Here is a 20,646-nt window from a genome sequence, read left to right as displayed (position 1 = left end):
ACGGTTACGGTTACGGTTACGGTTACGGTTACGGTTACGGAATCTGGTCATAGCTCGCCTATTTGTCAAATCGTAATGGCATATTTTTAGGCTTCATTTTCAATTTGAAATTTGCACTTTCCAATTTCAAGCTCCCGGCTCTCCATTCTTGATTCCCAATTCCCAATTCCTAAAACTATATCTTTTCATACAGAATCCCTCCCGATGTATTTACTTGCCGAATGGTCCCTTCCCGCTCTCCCCAGTCCAAATATCCCAATATCTCCGACAGTACCAAAAACAGGGCGCCCTGCTCGATAGCATCGGCAAACAGGTGCCGGGACAGCTCCATCAGGCTCTTTGGGTGCTGTTCCAATAGTTGCTGAATACCCCGATACCGCTGTTCATGCTCACGCAAATGATGCTGCGTCACTTCAACAATATTACGGATTCCTTTCCCGTGTCCCGGTAATACCATTCCCTGCTGCTTTGCCATCCACTTCAGCGATTGCCGGTATTGCAGAAGGCTTTTATTCCGTTCCCCTGAATCGGGGTCAAAATTTATCAAAGCGTTGGTACTGATCTGCTTTAGCAAGAGATCCCCGCCGAACAGCAGTCCCTCTCCGCTGTCAAAAACGATATGTCCCGGTGCATGTCCCGCCGTTAATCTGACACGTACAGAAAGACGACCGCTCGTTAGTTGTTCATCGTCCCGGACCCATTGAGGTTCTATGGGCAGCTGGTATTGCTGCAGCCACTCTAACTGATCCAGCATTTGGTCGACCAGCGATGGCGGGAGTGCATGCGCATAAAAGAAATCCCGGAACAGCTCGCGATCGCTGTTTCCCGCAAAATTAACCCGCTCCTTGGGATGTCCAAACACCTCCGCCCCCGACTTGTCTGCCAGCCATGCCGCTTGCCCGAAATGATCGGGATGTCCATGGGTCAGCCAGATTTCATCCAGATCGTTAACCGTCAATCCATGTTCTCTCAGGTGAGACTTCAGCTGCTCACGGGAATCCCCGGCATAATGCCCACAATCAATAAGCACAATCTTTTCGTCCAAGAGAAGATAACTGAACACATCACCCACAGCAAAGGGGGTGGAGATCTGAAGAGGGTAGACATAATCACGGGCGAAAGAAGGCAGCTGCAAATCGAACCAGGTTTCTTTTTTTAATCTGTTCTTATTATCTAAAACCCCTTTTTGCGATTGGTTTCCAAATAACTTTTTATGTCCTCAAGACCTGAAAGTATCGTTTGGTAAAGCCATTGGGAGAAACCGACGTCCGTTGGTACGCTGTCAGACCGGTTTTTTATGATAACCGCATAACGAGGTTGTCTGAATATAAGGGAAAAAGGTACTGAACTTTAGGTCAAATTTAATGCTGCCGGAAGATCAAAACCAGCCGAAACTCCCGGCAGATAAATTTTTCCCGTTTTTCAGTTGAAATTCAACCCATTAAAGCCGTATATTTGGAATCTCTTTTGAGTTGGAGAGTCGGTAGCTCAGATGGTAGAGCAACGGCCTTTTAAGCCGTGGGTCGAGGGTTCGATCCCCTCCCGACTCACATCTATGACACTCTCTCTTAAGCCTCTGTGGTTGATAGCCTCAGGGGCTTTTTTTAAGCACTATTTGAATATGGTACTTTCAACTGTTCAATTCATCGCAATTCCATCTTGCTATTCGTATACTTGAGGTATGGAATTACACTCCCTTAGTTTTGTGTTGAAAGGGGACATACTCTATTTGAATCTTTTTCTATCTTATTATTTAACTCATATTTATGGCCGAGAACAAGAAACAATCATCGGACAGTAATACTCCACAAAATAAAAAAGGAAATAAAAGTCCGGGCGGCAAATATCAGTATAGCTTCTATTGGATCATTATTGCCACCCTCCTTGCTTTTTGGCTTTTTAGCTCACAGGAGGGCGGGCTGTTCGGCGGTCCCCCCACCATTGATTACAGCACCTTTCGCGAACAAATTCAGGCTGGTAATGTACAGAAAGTAACGGTTCGCGGCGAACAGATCGACGGGGAGCTTAAGCAGAAAACTGCTCTTAAAGCCTCTGAAGATGATACTACCCGGTACAACCAGTTTTCGACGTATCTGCCCTCTTTTGGCGACGAAAAGCTCATGGATATGCTCGAAGCCAATAATGTGGAAGTACAGACCCTCCCTGAAAGCGACTACAACTGGTGGACTATTCTTATATGGGGGCTTCCTCTGATCTTCCTTATCATCATTGGCATCCAGTTTTTCAGGCAGATGCGTATGCAGGGACAAAATATGTTTAAGATCGGTCAAAGCAAGGCCAAACTGCAGGATGCGGAGAAAGTCAATACCACATTTGAAGACGTGGCCGGACTGGAAGGGGCCAAAACGGAGCTCCAGGAGATCGTGGGATTCCTCAAAAATCCCAACCAGTTTGATTCGCTTGGCGGGGAAATTCCCAAGGGACTGTTGATGGTGGGTCCGCCCGGCACCGGCAAGACACTGCTGGCTCGTGCTGTGGCAGGCGAAGCCAGGGTTCCCTTTTTTACCATTACCGGGTCGGATTTTATGGAAATGTTTGTAGGCGTCGGGGCCAAGCGTGTGCGTGACATGTTCAATAAAGCCAAAGAAAAAGCTCCGAGTATTATTTTCATTGATGAAATTGATTCTATCGGACGGAAACGGGGAGCAGGACTGGGAGGCGGACACGATGAGCGCGAACAAACGCTCAATCAGCTGTTGGCTGAACTCGACGGCTTTGAACCCAATGAAGGAGTCGTTGTGATGGCTGCGACGAACCGGCCCGACATACTGGACAAGGCCCTGCTTCGACCGGGACGATTTGACCGCCAGATTACCGTTCATTTGCCCACCCAGGAACACCGGGAAGAAATATTAGAGATCCACGCCAAGAACAAAAAGCTTTCCGATGATATCGACCTTGGAGAAATCGCCCGGTCCACGCCCGGCTTCAGTGGCGCGGATCTTCAAAACCTGCTCAACGAAGCCGCTCTTATCGCTGCTCGGTACAAGCGCAAAGCGGTGGAACAGCAGGATATTGACCAGGCTCGCGATAAAGTAATGATGGGACTCAAACGAGAGGGGATTCGCTTGTCGGACCACGAGAAAAAGCTTTTGGCTTACCATGAAGCAGGCCACGCTATTGTCGCTGCTGCCCTGCCCGATACCGATCCTATCCACAAGGTTACCGTAATCCCGCGGGGCAAAGCCATGGGAGTCACCATGCAGCTGCCTGAAAAAGAAAAACTGCTGTATGAAAAAAAATATATGCTTGACCGCATGGCCGTTATGATGGGGGGACGAGCGGCAGAAAACCTTATTTTTGACACGGCCACCAGCGGGGCCGAAAATGACCTCAAGCAGATCACAAAACTCGCCCGCAAGATGGTGCTGGACTGGGGTATGAGCGATAAATTCAATAATATTGCCTTCGGAGGACAGCGGGAGCAGGTTTTCCTCGGCGAACAGATGGGCAGCCAACAGGAATACAGCGACAGTACCGCCCGCGAGATCGACCAGGAGGTGCACCAGATTCTTAAAACAGCCTACGACAGGGCCCTTGAAGCGATCAATGAACACCGGGATGTCCTCGATAAGCTGGCGGATGAGCTAGTGGAAAAAGAGGAGGTTTCCGGCAAAGTAGTGATGCAGTGGATGAATGGGGATCTGGGCCCGTTTGAGGATGAAGAAGGAGATAATAAGGGGGATGCAGAGGGAGAAGAAACAGGAGGTGGAGTAGAATCAGAGGATGAGAAGAAAAATGGAAAAGGGGCGGCTCCCGGCAGATCCGGATCCGGCGAAGAGGAGTGACAACGGATCTCCCCGATTCCGATTCCTCCGTATGCATATGAATGACTGCTCCACTTTATAGAAAGAGGACTTTGAAAACCGGATCTCCTCCTGAACATAGTCGAAGGATTTCTTTTAATGGTTTTCCAAGTCTCACTTAACATTGATTATCATGTGGAAAGAGTTTAAAGCCTTTGCGGTTCGCGGCAACGTCATTGATATGGCGGTGGGTATCATCATCGGGGCGGCTTTTACGACGGTGGTGCAGTCGCTGGTAAAAGATATCCTAATGCCGCCACTGGGATTGCTGACCAGTGATATCGATTTCAGTAATGCGTTCCTGGTGCTCAGCGAAGGAACGGCCCCGGGGCCTTACGCCTCCCTTCAGGTGGCCGAAGAGGCGGGCGCTGCCATTCTTCGTTATGGGACCTTTTTAAATTCGCTGATCAGTTTTGCGCTTGTTGCCTTTGCCGTTTTTGTGCTGGTACGTTATATCAATAAGCTTAGAGATCCAAAGCAGACGCCTGAACCGGTGTCGCCTATCGTTAAAAAGTGCGGCTTCTGCTATTCCGATATTCCGATACAGGCTACCCGCTGCCCGCACTGTACCTCCCGGCTCGATACCGAAAGCTAACGGCTCATAGAGGGCTTTGAAAAACCAGAAATTTTGTTAAAGATCAAGGCCAGAGGTTGGTTGAAACCGGAGCATATAGCCTATATGTGAGGATTTCAACCGACCGGTAACGCCGACATTGATCAAAAAAGCGGTTTTGGGAAAACTCTCTCATACAAAAAATACCACCATCAACGTCGATAGCACGGCCCCTATGCTTGCGGCGAGAATAGCCAGCGGGGCCTGGGTGTAGACATGATCCATGAGGTCACAGCCGGTAGCCAGTGATGAAAGGATTGTCGTATCGGAAATAGGCGAACACTGGTCCCCGAACACCGCCCCGCCCACCACGGCTCCAAAACAGACCGTCAGAAAAAAGGGATCAGGAAGTACGGCCCAGACCAGTGGAACCGCTACCGGAAAAACAACCGCGTAAGTGCCCCACGAAGTCCCTGTAGAAAAGGCGATAATAATGCAAAGCAGCATTAGGATAGCGGGAAGGGCCGCGGGAATAATGGCGTCACCGACCAATTCGATAATATAGGCGGCCGTGCCCACCGAATCGGCTACGCTTTTCAGGGAAACCGCCAGCGCAAGGATAATAGCGCCGATCGTCACGCCCTTACAGCCATCGATAAAGCCCTCCATCACAGTTTTGAGTTCCATCCCTTTGGACAGGGCCAGAAACATCCCTACCAGCACGGCCAGCACAAAGGCCTCCGCAATCATTAAGAGCGGATCTTCCTGTCCCATAATATAAAAAGTAACAATATAGGGAATGATCGCAATCCCCAGTAGGGTGCCGATGGGGCCGAAAAAATCAACCAATCCGGGTTGATAATCGTCAGGAACCTTCATCTCCGTGAGTTCGGTGGCGGCCAGCGGCTCGGATTCGTCCCGGTCCAATTTGCCGGTCTCTTTAGCACGCTTGATCGCCGCCCTCATTTTTTTCCCGGGGATCCAGGGCAGGAGCTCCCACGCAAAGAGAAGGGTCACAACCAGGGCAAAAATACCGTAAAAGTTAAACGGCAACGCGGAAAAGAAGAAAGCAATCCCATCTTGCGAGGTCTCAAACATAGGGATGGTCCCGACCACCAGTCCTCCGATATAAATCGGCCAAACATTAAACGGGATGACCGTAGCGGCCGGGGATGCGGTCGAGTCTACCATATAGGAGGTTTCTTCGTGAGACACCCCGTGTTTGTCTGTAATGGGTCGGACGGTAGCCCCGGTTAATACCGTGCTTATTGTCCCGCCCTGGTGAAAAATAAGTCCCATCAGCCAAGTAAAAAATTTAGCCGTCTTGGGTCCCCGGACGATCTTGTCGCTGGCCCAGGCGGCGAATTTTTGAGCCCCCCCCGTTCGCGTCCATATGCCAATGAGTCCGCCGAGCGACCACAGGTATACCAGCAGTATCAGAGCAAAATCTTCGGTACCGATCGAAGGAATCAGGTATTCCTGGACAATATTCAGGTTTCCCGATATGACACCCCCGAGGGCGATACCGACAAAAAGGGCGCTGACCACTTCCCGGGTCCAGAACGCCAGGACGATAGCCACCAGGGGCGGCAATACCGACCAGAAACCGAAATGATCGCCCTGACGGGGGATATCCCCGGCAAAAATAACGCCGAGGATGATAACCAGCAGTGATATTCCGATATTGATCCGGTTTCCTTTAGAGAACGCCTCCCATCCAATGGTATTCATACAGACTTGATTTGATTAACATTTGATACTCTCATGTTTATCGGTTGAATAAGTTGTGCCGGTGTTCCCTGCGCCTGCTCTAAAAATACGCTGTATCTTTTGGCCTGATCCAAAAGGTACGTAAAAGATCAGGACTGAGCTTTTCTCCTTATTAAAAGTGACAAGATCCTTTCGGAAAAACTGCTTTTCCACTATTCCCCAGACCTCTGAATTATTGTTCTTAAAGAAACAGGCTTTTTGAGGATAATTTCTGTTTGCCCGCGGCCCTTACTCAATATACAAGAAAACTATCCCCCGACCTTGGGTTATGAGCCGCCCGCAGTGAGTCCGCGAAAACGCCCGTAAATAGGCTTGTCTGAGCGACCGGAGAAAGCGAGTTTTGCCTTTTTACCGGTTCGAGCGGGCGACACTCAGGCGAAGAACCCTTAGTCGGTCGTTTTTGCACCACTTTTGGCGACCCAAAAGTGGTAGTAAAGGGCTTATATCAACAGCTATCAAATCAAACCTCGGAAAAACATGATGGCACCGGCACCTCCAGCATGGTTTTGAGTCCCGCCCGGGCTTTTGTCACCGAAGGAATAGCATTGACGGTGATCGCACTGGTGGCAATGTCACCATTTATTCCCCCCTCAATCGTAGAGCTAAAAGTGGGCGTCCCAATAATTTCAACCTTGTCATACGCTTCCTCTTCTCCTACCGCTGCTCGAAAATGAAGCGTTATTTTTTCTTTTCCGTCGACGAATCCCCTGCCATACTGCTCAACGCCACTGGGATGGCCTTGCCCGATCTCCTTATACCCCGAAAGGATATCAGCTGTGGCCAGCACCGGATCAAGGGTTTCTTCCACCCGGTCCAAGGTCCAGTTAAGGGCCTTCGCTATCATATGCACCGATTCAGGCAGACCCACATGACGAAGCGTGCCGTTTTTTTCCTGTTGCTCAAACTGTTTTTCCGTTAAACCGGCTCCTATTTTTTGTTGAAAAGGGATCCGCCTGATGGAAGCATCCTGTACGCGTGTCACTTTAATCCGCTCCACCTCCTGGCAAACCGAGCTGAGCACCGAAGGCAGATAATCCATCAGGAAGCCCGGATTGACGCCGGTCCCCAGACAGGTAACGCCCTGCTTCTCACAGGCCTCATCAATACGTTTGGCAATCTCCGGCTGTGTTTCCCACGGGTACGAAAGTTCTTCACAGGTCGATACGATATCCAGTCCCGCCGTTGCAATATCTGTAATCTGTTCTTCTATGTCTTCTATGCTTGAAAGCGTGGCAACCACGGCAACATCAACATCCCGATCACCCACGGCCTCCTCCAGCGTTTCTTTGACGGTCACGCCCAGCGGTACGGTAGTGCACAGTTCTCCCAGGTCTTGTCCCACTTTCCGGGGATCGAGATCCACTGCTCCTACTATTTCGATGCTTTTTCGATCAAGAGCATAGTTTACAATTTTCTGGCCCAGGGGCCCGACCCCTATTTGTACTACGTTAATCATGATGCGAAGTCTGTTGGTTATGTGTGTGAAGTAAAATGAGCTCTAAGTGTAGAGATAAATAAATTTCAGATCAATGTATTCCACACTTCAATCAAAAAAAACGTTCATTTCCGTTCTTTATCATCCTTTTCTGCTATATGACGTAGAATCCTGCCGGCGCGTTTGGATGAGAATGTACCTTCCCGAACCACAACCGTGCCGTTTACCAGCACATATTCCATGCCCGTTGAATACTGGTGCGGCTCTTGAAACGTGGCCTTGTCTGCAAACTGTTCCAAATCAAACATAGCAAAGTCGGCTTTCGCTCCCTCCCGGAGTTGTCCCCGGTCTGTGAGGCCGAAAACCTGTGCCGGGAGGGTAGTCATGCTGCGAATGGCAGAAGGCAGATCGATCACTTCCTTTTCCGTCACATATTTCTTTATTTTACGGGGATATGTACCGTAATTCCGGGGATGTGGCACGCCCTGCCCCAAAGGTACCAGTCCCCCGTCAGAGCTCGTCATGGTCCAGCGCTGACGCATGAAACGATGGACATCCTCTTCGGTCATGTTGAACGATACGATGCCGGGCCTGCCCTCTTTAATAAGTTCAATGGCCATCTCCAGCGGCGATCTGTTTCGGGCACCGGCGACCTCTTGCAGGGTTTTGCCCTCAATGGTGGCATCGGGACGATAATAACGGAACTGTATCCGGTCCGCACCCCCGCGGCGAGCCAGGTTTTCCTTCATCCCGGATCGAATTTTTGGAAACAGCTCCGGATCCTCCAGCCGTTCAACCAGCTCATCATGCCCCCCTACTTCAGCCCATCGCGGCACCAGGGCTGGAATAAGCCCGGTAGCGGAAGCCATATAGGGGTATTGGTCGGCGAACACCTCGACGCCTTCCGCGCGCGCCTGTTCGATATTCGCCACGATCGTCTCCGAAAGTCCCCATACCGGCGGCCCCAGTGCTTTGATGTGAGTAACCACTCCCGGCAGCCGGGCTTCCCGGGCAACTTGAATGACCTCATCGACGGCCGCCTCCAGCCCGATGGTGTAGTTGGATTCATCCCGGATATGGCTGGTGTAGGCCCCGTCGTATGCGGCCGCTTCCCGGGCCAGCTCGACCAGTTCTCCGGTGGTGGCATAACTGCCCGGCGAATAGAACGGACCGCTGGAAAGCCCGAAGCCCCCGGCCCGCATGCCTTCCCGGACCAATCGTTTCATCTCCCTCATCTCATCCGGAGCAGGCGCACGATCCTCCATCCCTATTACTTCCCCGCGGATTGACCCGTGGGGAACCATCTGTGCCACGTTAACTCCGATACCATCTTCAAGCAGTTCCCGCCGCTGCTGCTCCAGGTCGACGGCTCCACCCCCGTCCGGGTTAACAAAAACCGTGGTAATGCCCTGCAGTAGCAACGGTTTGGCCCCGCTGAGCTCCGGATCGGTAAGGCCCGAGCCGGCGTGGGAGTGCACATCGATGAAGCCCGGGGTCACATACAGGCCCGTCGCATCGATGGTGTCTCGGGCCACCTCCCCCTGCACTTCACCGATTGTTACGATTTCGTCGCCTTTTATGGCTATATCCGCATAATACCAGGGATTGCCGGTGCCGTCGAGGACTCGGCCGTTGGTAATGATGGTATCATAATCATATTCAGATCCTGCCGGCATATCAGACAGGATGGCGCAGGAAATCAGAGTGAGGCAGAAGACTCCGGTTACGATATTATTGATCGCTTTCCTAACGGTAAAGCCCATACTGTCTTCGATTTTCCCATTGTATGCTTCCATAAGATAAAATATAGAGCAAATAAACCAAGGTTCGTTAACCCTCCCACACGACTGTCATGGTCATGTGGAATGGATATTGTTGTTAACATTTTTACTCTTATATCCCTACATACAGATAACCATTGAAGTTCTTATGGTTATAACATACAAGTATAATCACATTAAAAAAATACATTGATCCCCTGCTTTTTGAAATAAGATTTGAGATGTACCAAATACATGAACTTGCTATAGGATCTGGCTTACCTTGCTGTCCATTTTGTTGTAGCAATTCCTCTCCGGAGCGTTATGTTTTGACGTGTATAAACGCCGGAATGTCAACACAAACGGATGCCACTGCCTTATTAATTCGGTGTCTTGTGTGAATAGCTATTTTGCAGCCAGTAATATAAATAACAAATCAAGATTCGTTTGGTTCCCAATAATCGCAATAGCCCTCTGCAAAAACGGGGCCGTCGAATAACACGCATCCTCCGCATTTATTACCCGATTCCGGTTCCAGATAGAGGCTGCAGTTGCTGCAGGACATGTTCGGATAGGAGGATTCCTTCACATAACCATACACCTCACGCTTCTGAATTTCCTCCTGGTTTATCCCCGATAAATCCTCGCAGTCTTCTCTGCCGGAACTATTCCCGGAATCTCCTTCATCCTTGCGATCGGAGTCTTCCGACTGGCATCCCCCCGCCACCATGCCAAAACCAAGGCAGGCGGAACCGAGCTGAAAAAATTTACGGATAAACGTTCGCCGCGAATAGTCGTCGTTCTTCATGATTGCTGAATTACACGAGTATTTGAATGATCGTTATAATGAGCCGGAATAATACGTTCTTATCCGGTCTATTCTCTTTGTTATTTCAGCCTCTGAGTCAGACTCTGTTATTCCCTGCAATGTTTCTGCCAAATCAGAATGGGTATCTTCGTGCTTTTCCAGACCCTCAGACAATCCGCTCAGGCTGATCACTTGCCAGGTTTGCCGGTTACTTGTATCTAATTGAGATAAAAGATCTAACATGGCTATGACCTCCCTTTCCGCATTACGCGAACCGATTGCAAAGCAGAGGTTTTTTAAAAACGTTTTTTCCCATGGATCTATTTGTTCATAGAATGATTCTCGACTGAACAGCTTGTCCATCAGCTCCACCGAAGAACCCGGCCCGGAGCTTAACACCGCCGTCCGAAACCAGGCATCCCGGCCATGCCGCTCTACCGTTTCGGCCAGTGCGGAGGGAACCCGCGGATCTTCAAATTGTCCCAAACTCAGGCTCGCTTGCAGGGCCACCCTTGCGGAGGTATCATGAATGGCTCCGATCAACTGCGGGATAAGCCCGGGATACTGTTCCGATAGTATCATGCCGTGTTCCCTTAGGCGGGGGTGGTCATCCTCCATCGCCTGGCGGACCAGCCCCTCGTTCAGGGCCCCCAGTCCCTCCAGCGTATAGAGGGCATGCAGCCGGGCCCTCGGATCTTTGTTCTGGGTGAGCATTTCTTCCAGCACGGGAACAACCGACCGATCCTGTCGCTCCACTAACAGTCTTTGGGCGGTAAGACGCCACCATTGATTCCCGTGAGCAAGATGCTCTGCCAGTTCTCCATTATCCATCTCCTTCAGGTTTGCGGATATTCTTTTCTCTGTATCCTCACCTTTCGGAACAATACGGTAAATACGCCCCTGTTCTCGTCCCCGGGAAAAATCAATATCCGTTTTCAGATCTTCATCGATGGCGACCGGATGCTCAATATGCTGGCGGTACATGTCGATAACATACAGGTAGCCATCCGGGCCCACGGTAAGCGTTACCGGACGAAACCACGGATCCCCAGAGGCCAAAAATTCCCGGTCAGTCTCCTCCTCGCTGCGGCTTGCAGTATACGTAACGCTGTCTTCGTCCAGTCTCAGTATATCCCGGTGGACCAGGTTCCCGGCCGACTCGCCCGTAAAAACGTTCCCGTAGAACTCCTCCGGGAACGCGTGGGCGCCGTAATAGGTTCCCCCCGTGGCACCGGTAAAGTGGTCCTCGGCATATTCCGTCCTGTCCAGGCCCGCCTCATCGTAGCGCTGCTGGCGGCGCTTGGTTCGTTCAACCCGCCAGTAGGGCGCCTGGGTCAGCTGGAACATACGCAGCCCGTGATCATTGATATTGTCAATGGCAACAGGAGAGGCAAGGTGCTCGTGGCGCTTCAAATATCTCCGGGGGATGACCGCATATCTTATGTGCGGGACAGCAGCGCTCATAAACCGATGTCCCCAGTCATTGAATGTGCGTCCAACCCGACCGGCCCCGGTGGCCGTTTCAAACTCGCCGCGGTCCAGCCGAAAACGAAAATCAGCTCCCTGCACCGGCAGCGGAGCGGCCTCCGGACGCCGGTTAAACCGGACTTCCCCGGGACGGCCGTCATTGGAGGCATAGATCCAGTTATCCACGCCAAATCGCAGGCTTGTAATTTGAGACTGCATATTATCTTTGGAAAATCCCGTAAAAAGCACCTCCCTGGTGTCGGCGCGACCGTCTCCGGTGGTATCCTTATAGTAAAGGATATGGGGAGCACTTGTTACCAACAATCCCTCTTTCCATGGCAAAATACTGGTCCCCTCTGATATGCTATCGGCAAATATGGTGGACTCATCTATCTGCCCGTCATTATCCGAATCCACCAGCAGCCGAATGCGTCCCCCCGCTTCAGCGATCTCCGAGTTGATGGGATACTGACTGATGCTCCCGACAACTTGACTGTCATCGAGCGTATCGGATTTGAACGGATAGTCTGCCATTTCTATCACGTAGGCATTACCGCCCGCATCAAATACCATCTCCACAGGGTCCAACACATGGGGTTCTGAGGCAAATACTTCTATAGCAAACCGCTCATCCAGCTCAAACGACTGAATGGCTTGCCCGGGCGTCAACGAATCCGGATACCGCTGCTGCCCGCATGAAATCAAAAGTCCTGCGATACAAATACTTATTCCGACTATTATATACTGTCTCATGAGATCGTTCTCTATGTCCTGTTTCCTGCTTATTATATGGAAGTTATTCCACCGCTACTCCGTCTCACCGTACATCTTGTGCAGCAAGTCTTCGGCCGCCTCCACCATGATCAATCCGGCCCGGTCGGTGCCCAGATTCGTCTTCTCTCCCACTTCGTATCCTCCACGGGCCTTTTCTCCCGGCATGCCCACATAATGCACCCCATTGCCATTGGAATACCCCAGCACCAGGGTCTGCGGGAATGGGGAGCGCTCCTTAATAGCCATCCCCAGTCCCGTCATCGGTTCCCCGGGAAGCGTCACAATCGCCAGCGAACCGTACCTGACAGCCTGTATTTCGGCCGGCAGGGTCTGCAGCCCCGTGCGCTCGCGCCCGTAGTCGGTCAGTGGCAGTCCCACGTGCGTCCGGTCGATATGTAGTTTTCCGGGTTGCAGCTGCGCGCTGTACCGGTATGCCCGCCCGGCATATCCGGCCAGCCCTTTTGCCATAATCTGCACAGCCTCCGCCCCGCGGCGCCAGGGATTAATATCCCCGGCCGTTCCCTGTAAAAACATGCTCGGCCCACCCAGCTGTTCGCTTATGGCCCGGGTGGCCGCCCCGGGCCAATCCCCGGAAAGGGCGTCTGTGTAGGGATACACGGATACGGCATGACATGACAAGTGAAACAGCGTGCCGATCATATTCCCGGCGGGCGATCGAAACGAGACCAGCGTCATCGCCCGGTCCAGCGGACCAAAGGTCCGGTTCCCGCTCAGTACGTTGGGGTCCCACTCCGGGTGACGGTAATTATAATTGTCAGGCATATGAGATTCCGCTATTCCTTCCCGAACGGGACGCGGGCGGCGATTTTGCAGGTACCGGGAGACATCCGCGCGCCCTACCCACGCTGTGGCTGGCTCTCGGGCCCGGTCGGCGGCGGCGGCCGCGGCCACGCTTTGGCTGATCAACCGATCCATCCATGCTTTAAAAGGAGGCTCCTCGTGCTGGGGTGGCATGTACCGGACCGCCCACCAGGTGTCCCGCTCCAGGCCCCGGTGTGCATTGTCGTAGACCGGCGCCCACGGGGCCGAGTGGTTGTGGGAGGCATTCACCATAATATGATCCGACGGAATCTCCAGGGCGTCCGCTACGGCCGAGCGTACCTGCTCGGTGGCCGACTCACCGGCATCCACCAGCTCCCAGTGGAGCAGTACGACTTTCTGATCCCCGGCACGCAACACCAGAGCACGGGTGTAAATCGAGTCCCGTACCTTCCCGTACGGCTTGCCGGTCACCCAGTTGTTAACCATTGGGTCCGGCGTGATTTTACTACTTGCAAAGCCTACCTCCAGGCTGCTGCTTTCCTGATCCTCCATCGTACGTTGCTGGGCTATGAGTAGATTTGTTGATCCCCAAAACAAACAGGTCAAAAAGATTATAAACACGTGCCTATACGTCGTTATATCAAAGTTATCTTTCATACGTAGTACTAAACTTAGTTCCAGGGATATTGGTTTTATCCTTTAGAAATGGTTAAAGTTTTTTTAAAAATGAAAGGATAATTTTCTTCATTCAATCTCATGCTCGAAAGGAGTATGATCAAAGACCTTATCTATAAACTGATACGCTTCACGGCGTACTTTTGTTGGGAAATCATGTCCGGACTCAGGATACCGCACCTGGAGATTTTCATCGGCATTTAAAAATTTATAGACTTTTCGTGATTTTGAAATTCCTTTTCGTACTCCATTAACTTCGAAGTTGTTATCCTTAACGGGAGAGTTCGAAAAAAAGAATCTTGGAGCTATTACCGCGATAATTTCATGAAAATCAAAAGGTATGATATTATCATCCAGATTATATCTGTCCCGTAAAAGGGGCATATATACATCTTGTGCCCAGGGTCCCAGTCGTCCCCCATATTTATCATGCGCAGCCTTACCCGTATCATAGTATCCGAGTTGGGTCCATCCGCTGCTGGAAACTACGACTTTTAAGCGCGTATCAAAAGCGGCGACAAACATGGCATTGTGTCCCCCCAGCGAGTGTCCTATAACCCCAATTTTATGAGGATTGACATCTTCTCTTTTTTGGAGCAAATCCACACTACGCATATGATTAAAAATTCCTTTCATCGTTCCCGACTTGTACCGGTCCCTGTCAAATTTGTACTCTTCCAACGCTCCAAAACCGGGGTAATCCGGTGCAATCACAATATATCCCCGTTCTGCCAATTCCTTTGCGTATCCTCTGTTGGCAAGCCCTTGTCCATCGACAATATCTTTTCCTATTTCTCCTGTCGGATGAAGGGCAAGCATTGCAGGCAATTTTCCAGTGACGCCGCTACGATGAGGTATATATAAATAAGCAGGTACCTTTTCCTCTTTTGCAACCGTAAAACTGATCGTAAGGCGGCTATAGTTATCTGTTCTCAACGTATCAGAAACCTGCATATTTAATGGGGGTAAATCAATTCGTTGCGGTAATTCACCCATCACCTCTTCCATTCCCTTGATGATACTCCATCTCTGCCTCTCCCATTCGGCTATTGATGAAATGCGTTTTATACTATTGTCGGCAGAACGCTCAATAGTAAAAGGATGCTCATCAGACTGGGCCTGCACTTTACTTAATGAGATATTTAATAAGCAGATAACAAAGAAAAAAAGAAATCCAGATTTCTTGTCAAGTGACATTCCCATTATTTCTAAACCCAATGATTTTATAAACCATTTTTTTGTCATTACTAATAAAATATTTTAAAAAGCTTGATACACCATCTCACAAGCCTCCATGATCGATTGTAAAATATTGAAGGCAGTCCCAGAACGTAATCCTCAATATACAATGAATTGCAATACCTCATTACTGCAGATATAAACCTATTATCCAGTTATTTGCAGATAATCAACAGTTTAAATTCATCGCATGTTAACATGAAGAACAGTTACATTCGGGTCAGTTATTTAGAAATTGAAATCTCTGAATTTAAACAGCCGGTCAGAGTTATTTTTCAATCGTATCTTCAATTGTGTCCAGTGGTGTACTGTTATTTTGATACCCTTCGTAACCATAGTTTTGATTGATTGTACCCTGGGTATTTGCTGTAATTATATTTTGTGGTATCGGCCAGTAAATATTATATGGTTCAATAGTAACAGATTGACTACTCCACCAAGTGCCGGGAGGTTGATTGTACAGATCATTAACTCTCATTACTCGGTCATACCACCAGCTTTGTTGGCCAATATTGTCCAAGTCATAGCCATTTATATTTAACCTGGCCATTATATTTGAAACCCTCACCATCTCCGTATGGCGAGGTTCCTCCATGTATAACTCACGTGCTCGCTCATCAAATATATAGTCTATTGTTACATCAGCACCAGTAATGGAGGAAGCATTTGCACGTAACCTAACCTCATTAATATCAGCAGCGGCTTGAGCTAATTGCTCATTCCAGTAATATGCTTCGGCTCTTATTAAATAAGTTTCAGCAAGACGAAACAGATACCAATCACCATTACCTCCTCCCCAAGTGCTTTCTTCCTGACTTGTGGGATTATATGTTTTATAATGAGGCCAGGGAAACCATCTCAATGTAGTGTCACTTGGAGTCGACCACCGCTGTTCGATACGCTCGCCAAAGTTAGGGGAATCAGCTACATTATATCGAATTTCTCTCATTTCAATCCAGTTTATATCCGATCTCCTAAGATCCGTAGTCGTTTCCCAGGAACTATTTTCATCTCCCCATATTTTATATTGAAAATACTTGTTCGATACCGTAATACCTTGTCCTCTCATAACGGTATCCATGAGTGCTGATGGGTATTCAATGCCTCTCTGGCCATCTACATCCTTTACATCCCACCAATGAGGATTAAAGTTTGCGGCCATAGATCGGTATCTCCGCGCTTCTTCCGGGGCTTCTGCTCTATCTACCAAACCCAATATAGTCTCTGTATTTTGGCCGTTATAAATATTTTCGTGCCTGAAAAGATCCCAAATCACATTACGGGCAGGATCGTCTGACCAACTTCCAAACCTATTGGTCATCAGTGCGAAAGGACCATTAATTACATTTGTAGCAGCTTCAATTGCTTTATCAAACTCTGTATTAGCCAAGTAAATCTTTGCTAACAGATGCCAACCGGCATATTTTGTAGGTACTCTGGGAGGAGCGGACTCAGGCATCCATTCTACAGCCCATTCCAAATCTCTTTGAATTTTATCTAAAATCGCCCATCTGGTATGAGTTGTAAAATCAAGCTTGGCCCCTTTTAATTCTTCACCAATCCAGGGCACATCTCCATAGGAATGGATTAATCGATAGTATAAATAGGCACGGTGCCAAAAAGCTTCTGCAAGAAGTCGATTACGTATTGATTGATCTTGCCATTCAACCTCATCAATGCGAGAGATTAATACATTCGGATCCTTCAAATACTCGTAGATATCACCAAACATATCATCCACCGGGTATCGCTCTGGAGTACCTGTAGGTGTGAGAAATGAGAAATCAGGTCCGTACCCCCCTACCGCCAAATCAGATGACACATATTCAGCTGTTGACCAGCTAAAAAAACCATAATGTTCATCCTTGATATTTTTTCTCATCGTTATCAACAGAGATTCAAATCCCTCTTCATCTACATATACATTTTCGGGTGTGAACGTCGAGAGAGGGTCAGGTGCAAGCCAGTTATCGGTACACGAGTTCAACAATGAAGCTGAAAATATTAACCCGCCTATCAGCCAGACTTTTATATTTATATTCATAATCTTCATATCGTATCCTTTTTTACAAATTTAGCAGAAATTTATAATGACAAATCAATGCCGACGGTAAAGGTTTTTGGCATAGGGGTCATTCTTGATTCCGGATCCCATCCCGCAAAATCATCAAATGTCAGCAAATTACGTGACGATAAATATATACTCATTGTATTTATATCAAACTTTTCTAATAGGGAGTGAGGAAAAGAATAATTTAGTGTTACATCCTGGACTCGAACAAAGGTCCCCGGCTCATAAAAGTTTAATCCGCCCCCATATGCAGTATGTTTGGGTCTTAAACGGGCGTATTCATTGTTCCTATTCTCCGCTGTCCAATAGGGAAGGGGGCCCATGTCATAATTCCGCCTGTCATGGGACAAAGTGCCTCTTAAGGCCTCATTAAACGGGATAAGATGACCTATGTCACCCCTGATAAATATATTGGCACTGAACGGTCCCATATTAAAATTATTTCTTAATCCTACGTGGAATCGAGGCTTAGTGTACCCGATAAACTGTTTGTCTTCTACATCTACATAACTGCCGTCATTATTTACATCCTCAGCCTTGTAGTCTCCTGGCAACATATTGTATTCTGCAGCCTGTTCAGCCTCTCCCGTCTGCCAAACACCTGTAATATCATAATTCCATACGGCATCTATAGCGTGACCGGGAAACCAATTGTTTGAAAAGTCCGGCAGCTCTCCCCTTCTCTGTTCCCCCAACAAAGTATATTCACCGAAATCCCCATACAAAGATACAATTTCATTCCGATTGAAGGAAAATGCCAGGTCGGTACTCCAGGAAAACGCTGGCTTTATAATGTTGTTACTTGTTATACTGACATCCAATCCACTGTTTTTCAATTCACCCAGATTGGCCGTAATATTTGAAAAACCTGTAATAATAGGTAACCGTCGATTCATTAATACATCCTTGGTAGTACCTATATAATAATCGGCACTAATACCTAACCGGTCATTTAACATACCAATATCAGCTCCAAAATTAAGAGCAGTAGTTTGTTCCCAGGCTAAACTTTCATTTGCTAAAGAGGAATTCTCAACTCCAACCTTAACATTAGATCCATCATAATCGAGCGTAGAGCTTAACGAAGCCAAAGCGGAATAGGCTCCAATTGATCGGTTGCCGTTTATACCCCAGGATACCCTTAATTTTAGTCTGTTGACGAGCCAATCTGTATTATAAAACTCCTCATCTGATATCCTCCATGCCCCCGCCAAGGCCGGAAATACAGCCCGCGGCTGATCCTGTCCAAAGGCAGAATATCCATCCCTGCGAATTGACGCGGTCAGAATATATTTATCAAGCAAAGTATAATTCACCCGACCCATCAAGGCATCTGCCGTTTCTTTCGTGTCTATATTATTTAAATTCGGGCTATCTCCAAATTGTAACCCGTGATATCCCAGATTCGCGTTTGGCGCGAAATTTTGATTGGATTGCGTTTCATACAGGCTTGATTTTTTTTCGACATTGTATAAGAAAGTCAGGTTTACAGCATGAATACCAATCTCCTTTTCCCACGTTAACAAGTTATCCACCATCCAGTCACTGACTTTACTGTTGACGCGGGTAGCGTATCCTCCCGGATAAGTTTGGGTACCCGTTATAGTTTGTCCCCCCCAAAAGTTTAGTTCATTGGTATAAGACAATCTGGGTTGATAGGAAAATTCATATTCAATATTGAAAGGCAGGGTAATTTCTGTATATAGATTCGAAAAAATCGAGTTTATTTTTCTCTCGCGATTATGCCCATAATAATTCATTAACGGATTGTAGGCGCTGGGGTCACCATAAGGACGTAATTTCAGAGATCCATCTTCATTACGTACATCGCCAAACGGACTGGCAATATACATTAACCCTAAACTTGCTGGTGTATCTCCCTCGTCTCGACTACTATATTGTGTATTTGTACCTACAACCAACCAGTCATTGATTTCGTATTCCAGGTTCAGCCTTGTGCGAAACGTCGAGTATTCGTCTCCTTTTATCACCCCTTCATTGTTTAAATATCCGACTGACCAATAGTAATTTAGATTCTCCAATCCTCCACTAACACTTATATCATAATTCTGCTTTATTCCATTCATCATTACAGAATCATACCAATCAACAGTCTTTCCAGCCAAAGCATTTTCTTGTTCAGTCGGATACAGATTCAACCTTTGAAGATACTCGGTGTATGGATCGGGATTAGGACTACTATTTAATTCCAACCATTCATCAACACTTAGGCTGTTTGGAAGATTATCAGGATCAGTATAAAAGTGCTCTGAGATCGTAGGATTATTTCTGGTCGTCTCCCTAAAGTAATCCGCCCTAAATGTCAAATACTCTTCAGGTCCCAAGGGTTTTCTATCCTTTGTTGGCGTGGACACACCTACTTTAGAAGAAAAACTGATAGTTGGTTCACCCTTGGATCCCTTTTTAGTAGTTACAAGCACCACACCATTCGCAGCTCTTGACCCATACACAGCTGCAGAACTTGCATCTTTCAATACATCGATTGTTTCAATGTCATTAGGGTTAATATCCCGCAAACTTCCATTATAAATAACCCCATCAAGCACAATCATGGGATCCGTATTTGCACTTATAGAAGTTGGTCCCCTTACTTCCATAGATCCTCCACCTGCAGGGGAAGCCGATTGCTGAGAATAAAATCCGGGGATAGTTCCGGACAACATCTCAGTAAGCTGGGAAACAGACTGTTTATTATAATCATCGGCTTCTATTCGACTTACTGAACCCGTAAAATCCTGCCTTTCCTGTGTTCCATACCCCACTACTATAAGTTCCTCCCCCGATATTGCCCGCTGCTCCAGGGCTATGTTAAGCTCAGTTTGACCATCAATAGGGACTTCCCTGGTTTGGTATCCAATAAAAGAAACAACCAAGGTATCCTGCAGGGAAGGGACTTCCAGCTCAAAAGTGCCATTTCCATCCGTTGATGTCCCTGTGGTTGTTGCCTTTACTATAATATTTACTCCCGGCAGGGTTTCTCCTGATTGGGCGTCAGTTACCGTTCCAGTTATTGCTTCTTGAACCAATGGAAATTGCTCCAGTGTTTTTGCCTTAATCACAATTACTTTTCTATTCTCAGATAAGGTAACATGTAGCCCGGTCCCTTCAAGAGCAGCTTCCAGAACGGTATATATCGACTTATTTTGACCATGATATGTGATCAACTTTGGAGGAACTGCCTGAGTATCGTATGAAATCCCGACATTTACTTTTTGAGCCAGTTTGTGAAGTACACTTGGAAGGGGCTCATTCTCGAAGTGAACCGAAACGAAATACTCATTGCTATGGGTTGAGTTATCTAACAGCGAAGCAGTCGCCTGGATTGGACTCAACTGACCTGCAGTAGCTGCCTGTCCCAGTAGAATAAAACTGAAACACAGATAAAGTACTTTTGGTACCATGCTAATATTTAACCCGAACATGCTGCCATATCTAAACCTATTTTTCATAACTATATTCCCTT

At 48.1% G+C, this 20,646-nt stretch carries 12 protein-coding genes and 1 tRNA gene; 3 read left to right on the top strand and 10 right to left on the bottom strand.

All coding sequences use genetic code 11. The features are described 5' to 3' along the window. Positions 1-175 precede the first annotated feature (175 nt). Positions 176-1,135, bottom strand: a complete 960-nt coding sequence (locus tag BUB16_RS03620) for an MBL fold metallo-hydrolase (protein WP_073059578.1) — start codon at positions 1,133-1,135, stop codon at positions 176-178. Positions 1,136-1,477: 342 nt separating this feature from the next. Between BUB16_RS03620 and BUB16_RS03615 the strand changes: the two genes are divergently transcribed. The 3 genes from BUB16_RS03615 (at position 1,478) to mscL (ending at position 4,422) form a co-directional block, all read left to right on the top strand. Beyond that, positions 1,478-1,550: transfer RNA gene (locus BUB16_RS03615), tRNA-Lys, on the top strand. 216 nt (positions 1,551-1,766) lie between these two features. After that, positions 1,767-3,809: an ATP-dependent zinc metalloprotease FtsH gene (ftsH, locus tag BUB16_RS03610; RefSeq protein ID WP_073059575.1), complete on the top strand. Its 2,043-nt coding sequence runs from the start codon at positions 1,767-1,769 to the stop codon at positions 3,807-3,809. Positions 3,810-3,960: 151 nt separating this feature from the next. Further along, positions 3,961-4,422 (top strand): large conductance mechanosensitive channel protein MscL, encoded by a 462-nt coding sequence (gene mscL, locus BUB16_RS03605; RefSeq protein WP_073059573.1) that lies wholly within the window; start codon positions 3,961-3,963, stop codon positions 4,420-4,422. A gap of 150 nt (positions 4,423-4,572) precedes the next feature. Here mscL and BUB16_RS03600 read toward each other — a convergent pair whose 3' ends face one another. The 9 genes from BUB16_RS03600 to BUB16_RS03560 all read right to left on the bottom strand — a co-directional run bounded on the left by BUB16_RS03600 (position 4,573) and on the right by BUB16_RS03560 (position 20,632). After that, complete coding sequence (locus BUB16_RS03600) at positions 4,573-6,111, bottom strand: Na+/H+ antiporter NhaC family protein (RefSeq protein ID WP_073059571.1); 1,539 nt, start codon at positions 6,109-6,111, stop codon at positions 4,573-4,575. A 499-nt stretch (positions 6,112-6,610) separates the two neighbouring features. Beyond that, positions 6,611-7,606: an NAD(P)H-dependent amine dehydrogenase family protein gene (locus tag BUB16_RS03595; RefSeq protein ID WP_073059569.1), complete on the bottom strand. Its 996-nt coding sequence runs from the start codon at positions 7,604-7,606 to the stop codon at positions 6,611-6,613. Between the two features lie 104 nt (positions 7,607-7,710). Beyond that, positions 7,711-9,381: an N-acyl-D-amino-acid deacylase family protein gene (locus tag BUB16_RS03590; protein ID WP_084088013.1), complete on the bottom strand. Its 1,671-nt coding sequence runs from the start codon at positions 9,379-9,381 to the stop codon at positions 7,711-7,713. A 400-nt stretch (positions 9,382-9,781) separates the two neighbouring features. Then, entirely contained in the window at positions 9,782-10,153 is a 372-nt protein-coding gene (locus tag BUB16_RS03585; RefSeq protein ID WP_073059567.1) for a high-potential iron-sulfur protein, read from the bottom strand. 33 nt (positions 10,154-10,186) lie between these two features. Beyond that, the gene (locus BUB16_RS03580; RefSeq protein ID WP_073059564.1) at positions 10,187-12,373 is read right to left on the bottom strand and encodes a PVC-type heme-binding CxxCH protein; all 2,187 of its coding nucleotides are present in this window, start codon (positions 12,371-12,373) and stop codon (positions 10,187-10,189) included. A 54-nt stretch (positions 12,374-12,427) separates the two neighbouring features. After that, positions 12,428-13,834 (bottom strand): hypothetical protein, encoded by a 1,407-nt coding sequence (locus tag BUB16_RS03575; protein ID WP_139240173.1) that lies wholly within the window; start codon positions 13,832-13,834, stop codon positions 12,428-12,430. A gap of 87 nt (positions 13,835-13,921) precedes the next feature. Continuing rightward, entirely contained in the window at positions 13,922-15,097 is a 1,176-nt protein-coding gene (locus BUB16_RS03570; RefSeq protein WP_211483079.1) for an alpha/beta hydrolase, read from the bottom strand. Between the two features lie 262 nt (positions 15,098-15,359). Next, positions 15,360-17,144 (bottom strand): RagB/SusD family nutrient uptake outer membrane protein, encoded by a 1,785-nt coding sequence (locus BUB16_RS03565; RefSeq protein ID WP_084088012.1) that lies wholly within the window; start codon positions 17,142-17,144, stop codon positions 15,360-15,362. A 32-nt stretch (positions 17,145-17,176) separates the two neighbouring features. Then, positions 17,177-20,632 (bottom strand): SusC/RagA family TonB-linked outer membrane protein, encoded by a 3,456-nt coding sequence (locus BUB16_RS03560; RefSeq protein ID WP_211483078.1) that lies wholly within the window; start codon positions 20,630-20,632, stop codon positions 17,177-17,179. Positions 20,633-20,646: the final 14 nt, after the last annotated feature.

Origin of the sequence: Fodinibius roseus, assembly GCF_900129315.1 — a bacterium.
GTDB classification, from domain to species: Bacteria; Bacteroidota; Rhodothermia; order Balneolales; family Balneolaceae; genus Fodinibius; species Fodinibius roseus.
The sequence above is the reverse complement of the archived record's forward strand: the minus strand, read 5'-3'. Positions and strand labels throughout refer to the sequence as shown.

What these genes read in the sequence shown, in the direction of transcription:
- ftsH (WP_073059575.1), top strand. Translation starts at nt 1,767, where the DNA reads ATGGCCGAGAACAAGAAACAATCATCGGACAGTAATACTCCACAAAAT.
- mscL (WP_073059573.1), top strand. Translation starts at nt 3,961, where the DNA reads ATGTGGAAAGAGTTTAAAGCCTTTGCGGTTCGCGGCAACGTCATTGAT.
- BUB16_RS03600 (WP_073059571.1), bottom strand. Translation starts at nt 6,111, where the DNA reads ATGAATACCATTGGATGGGAGGCGTTCTCTAAAGGAAACCGGATCAAT.
- BUB16_RS03595 (WP_073059569.1), bottom strand. Translation starts at nt 7,606, where the DNA reads ATGATTAACGTAGTACAAATAGGGGTCGGGCCCCTGGGCCAGAAAATT.
- BUB16_RS03590 (WP_084088013.1), bottom strand. Translation starts at nt 9,381, where the DNA reads ATGGAAGCATACAATGGGAAAATCGAAGACAGTATGGGCTTTACCGTT.
- BUB16_RS03585 (WP_073059567.1), bottom strand. Translation starts at nt 10,153, where the DNA reads ATGAAGAACGACGACTATTCGCGGCGAACGTTTATCCGTAAATTTTTT.
- BUB16_RS03580 (WP_073059564.1), bottom strand. Translation starts at nt 12,373, where the DNA reads ATGAGACAGTATATAATAGTCGGAATAAGTATTTGTATCGCAGGACTT.
- BUB16_RS03575 (WP_139240173.1), bottom strand. Translation starts at nt 13,834, where the DNA reads ATGAAAGATAACTTTGATATAACGACGTATAGGCACGTGTTTATAATC.
- BUB16_RS03570 (WP_211483079.1), bottom strand. Translation starts at nt 15,097, where the DNA reads ATGACAAAAAAATGGTTTATAAAATCATTGGGTTTAGAAATAATGGGA.
- BUB16_RS03565 (WP_084088012.1), bottom strand. Translation starts at nt 17,144, where the DNA reads ATGAAGATTATGAATATAAATATAAAAGTCTGGCTGATAGGCGGGTTA.
- BUB16_RS03560 (WP_211483078.1), bottom strand. Translation starts at nt 20,632, where the DNA reads ATGAAAAATAGGTTTAGATATGGCAGCATGTTCGGGTTAAATATTAGC.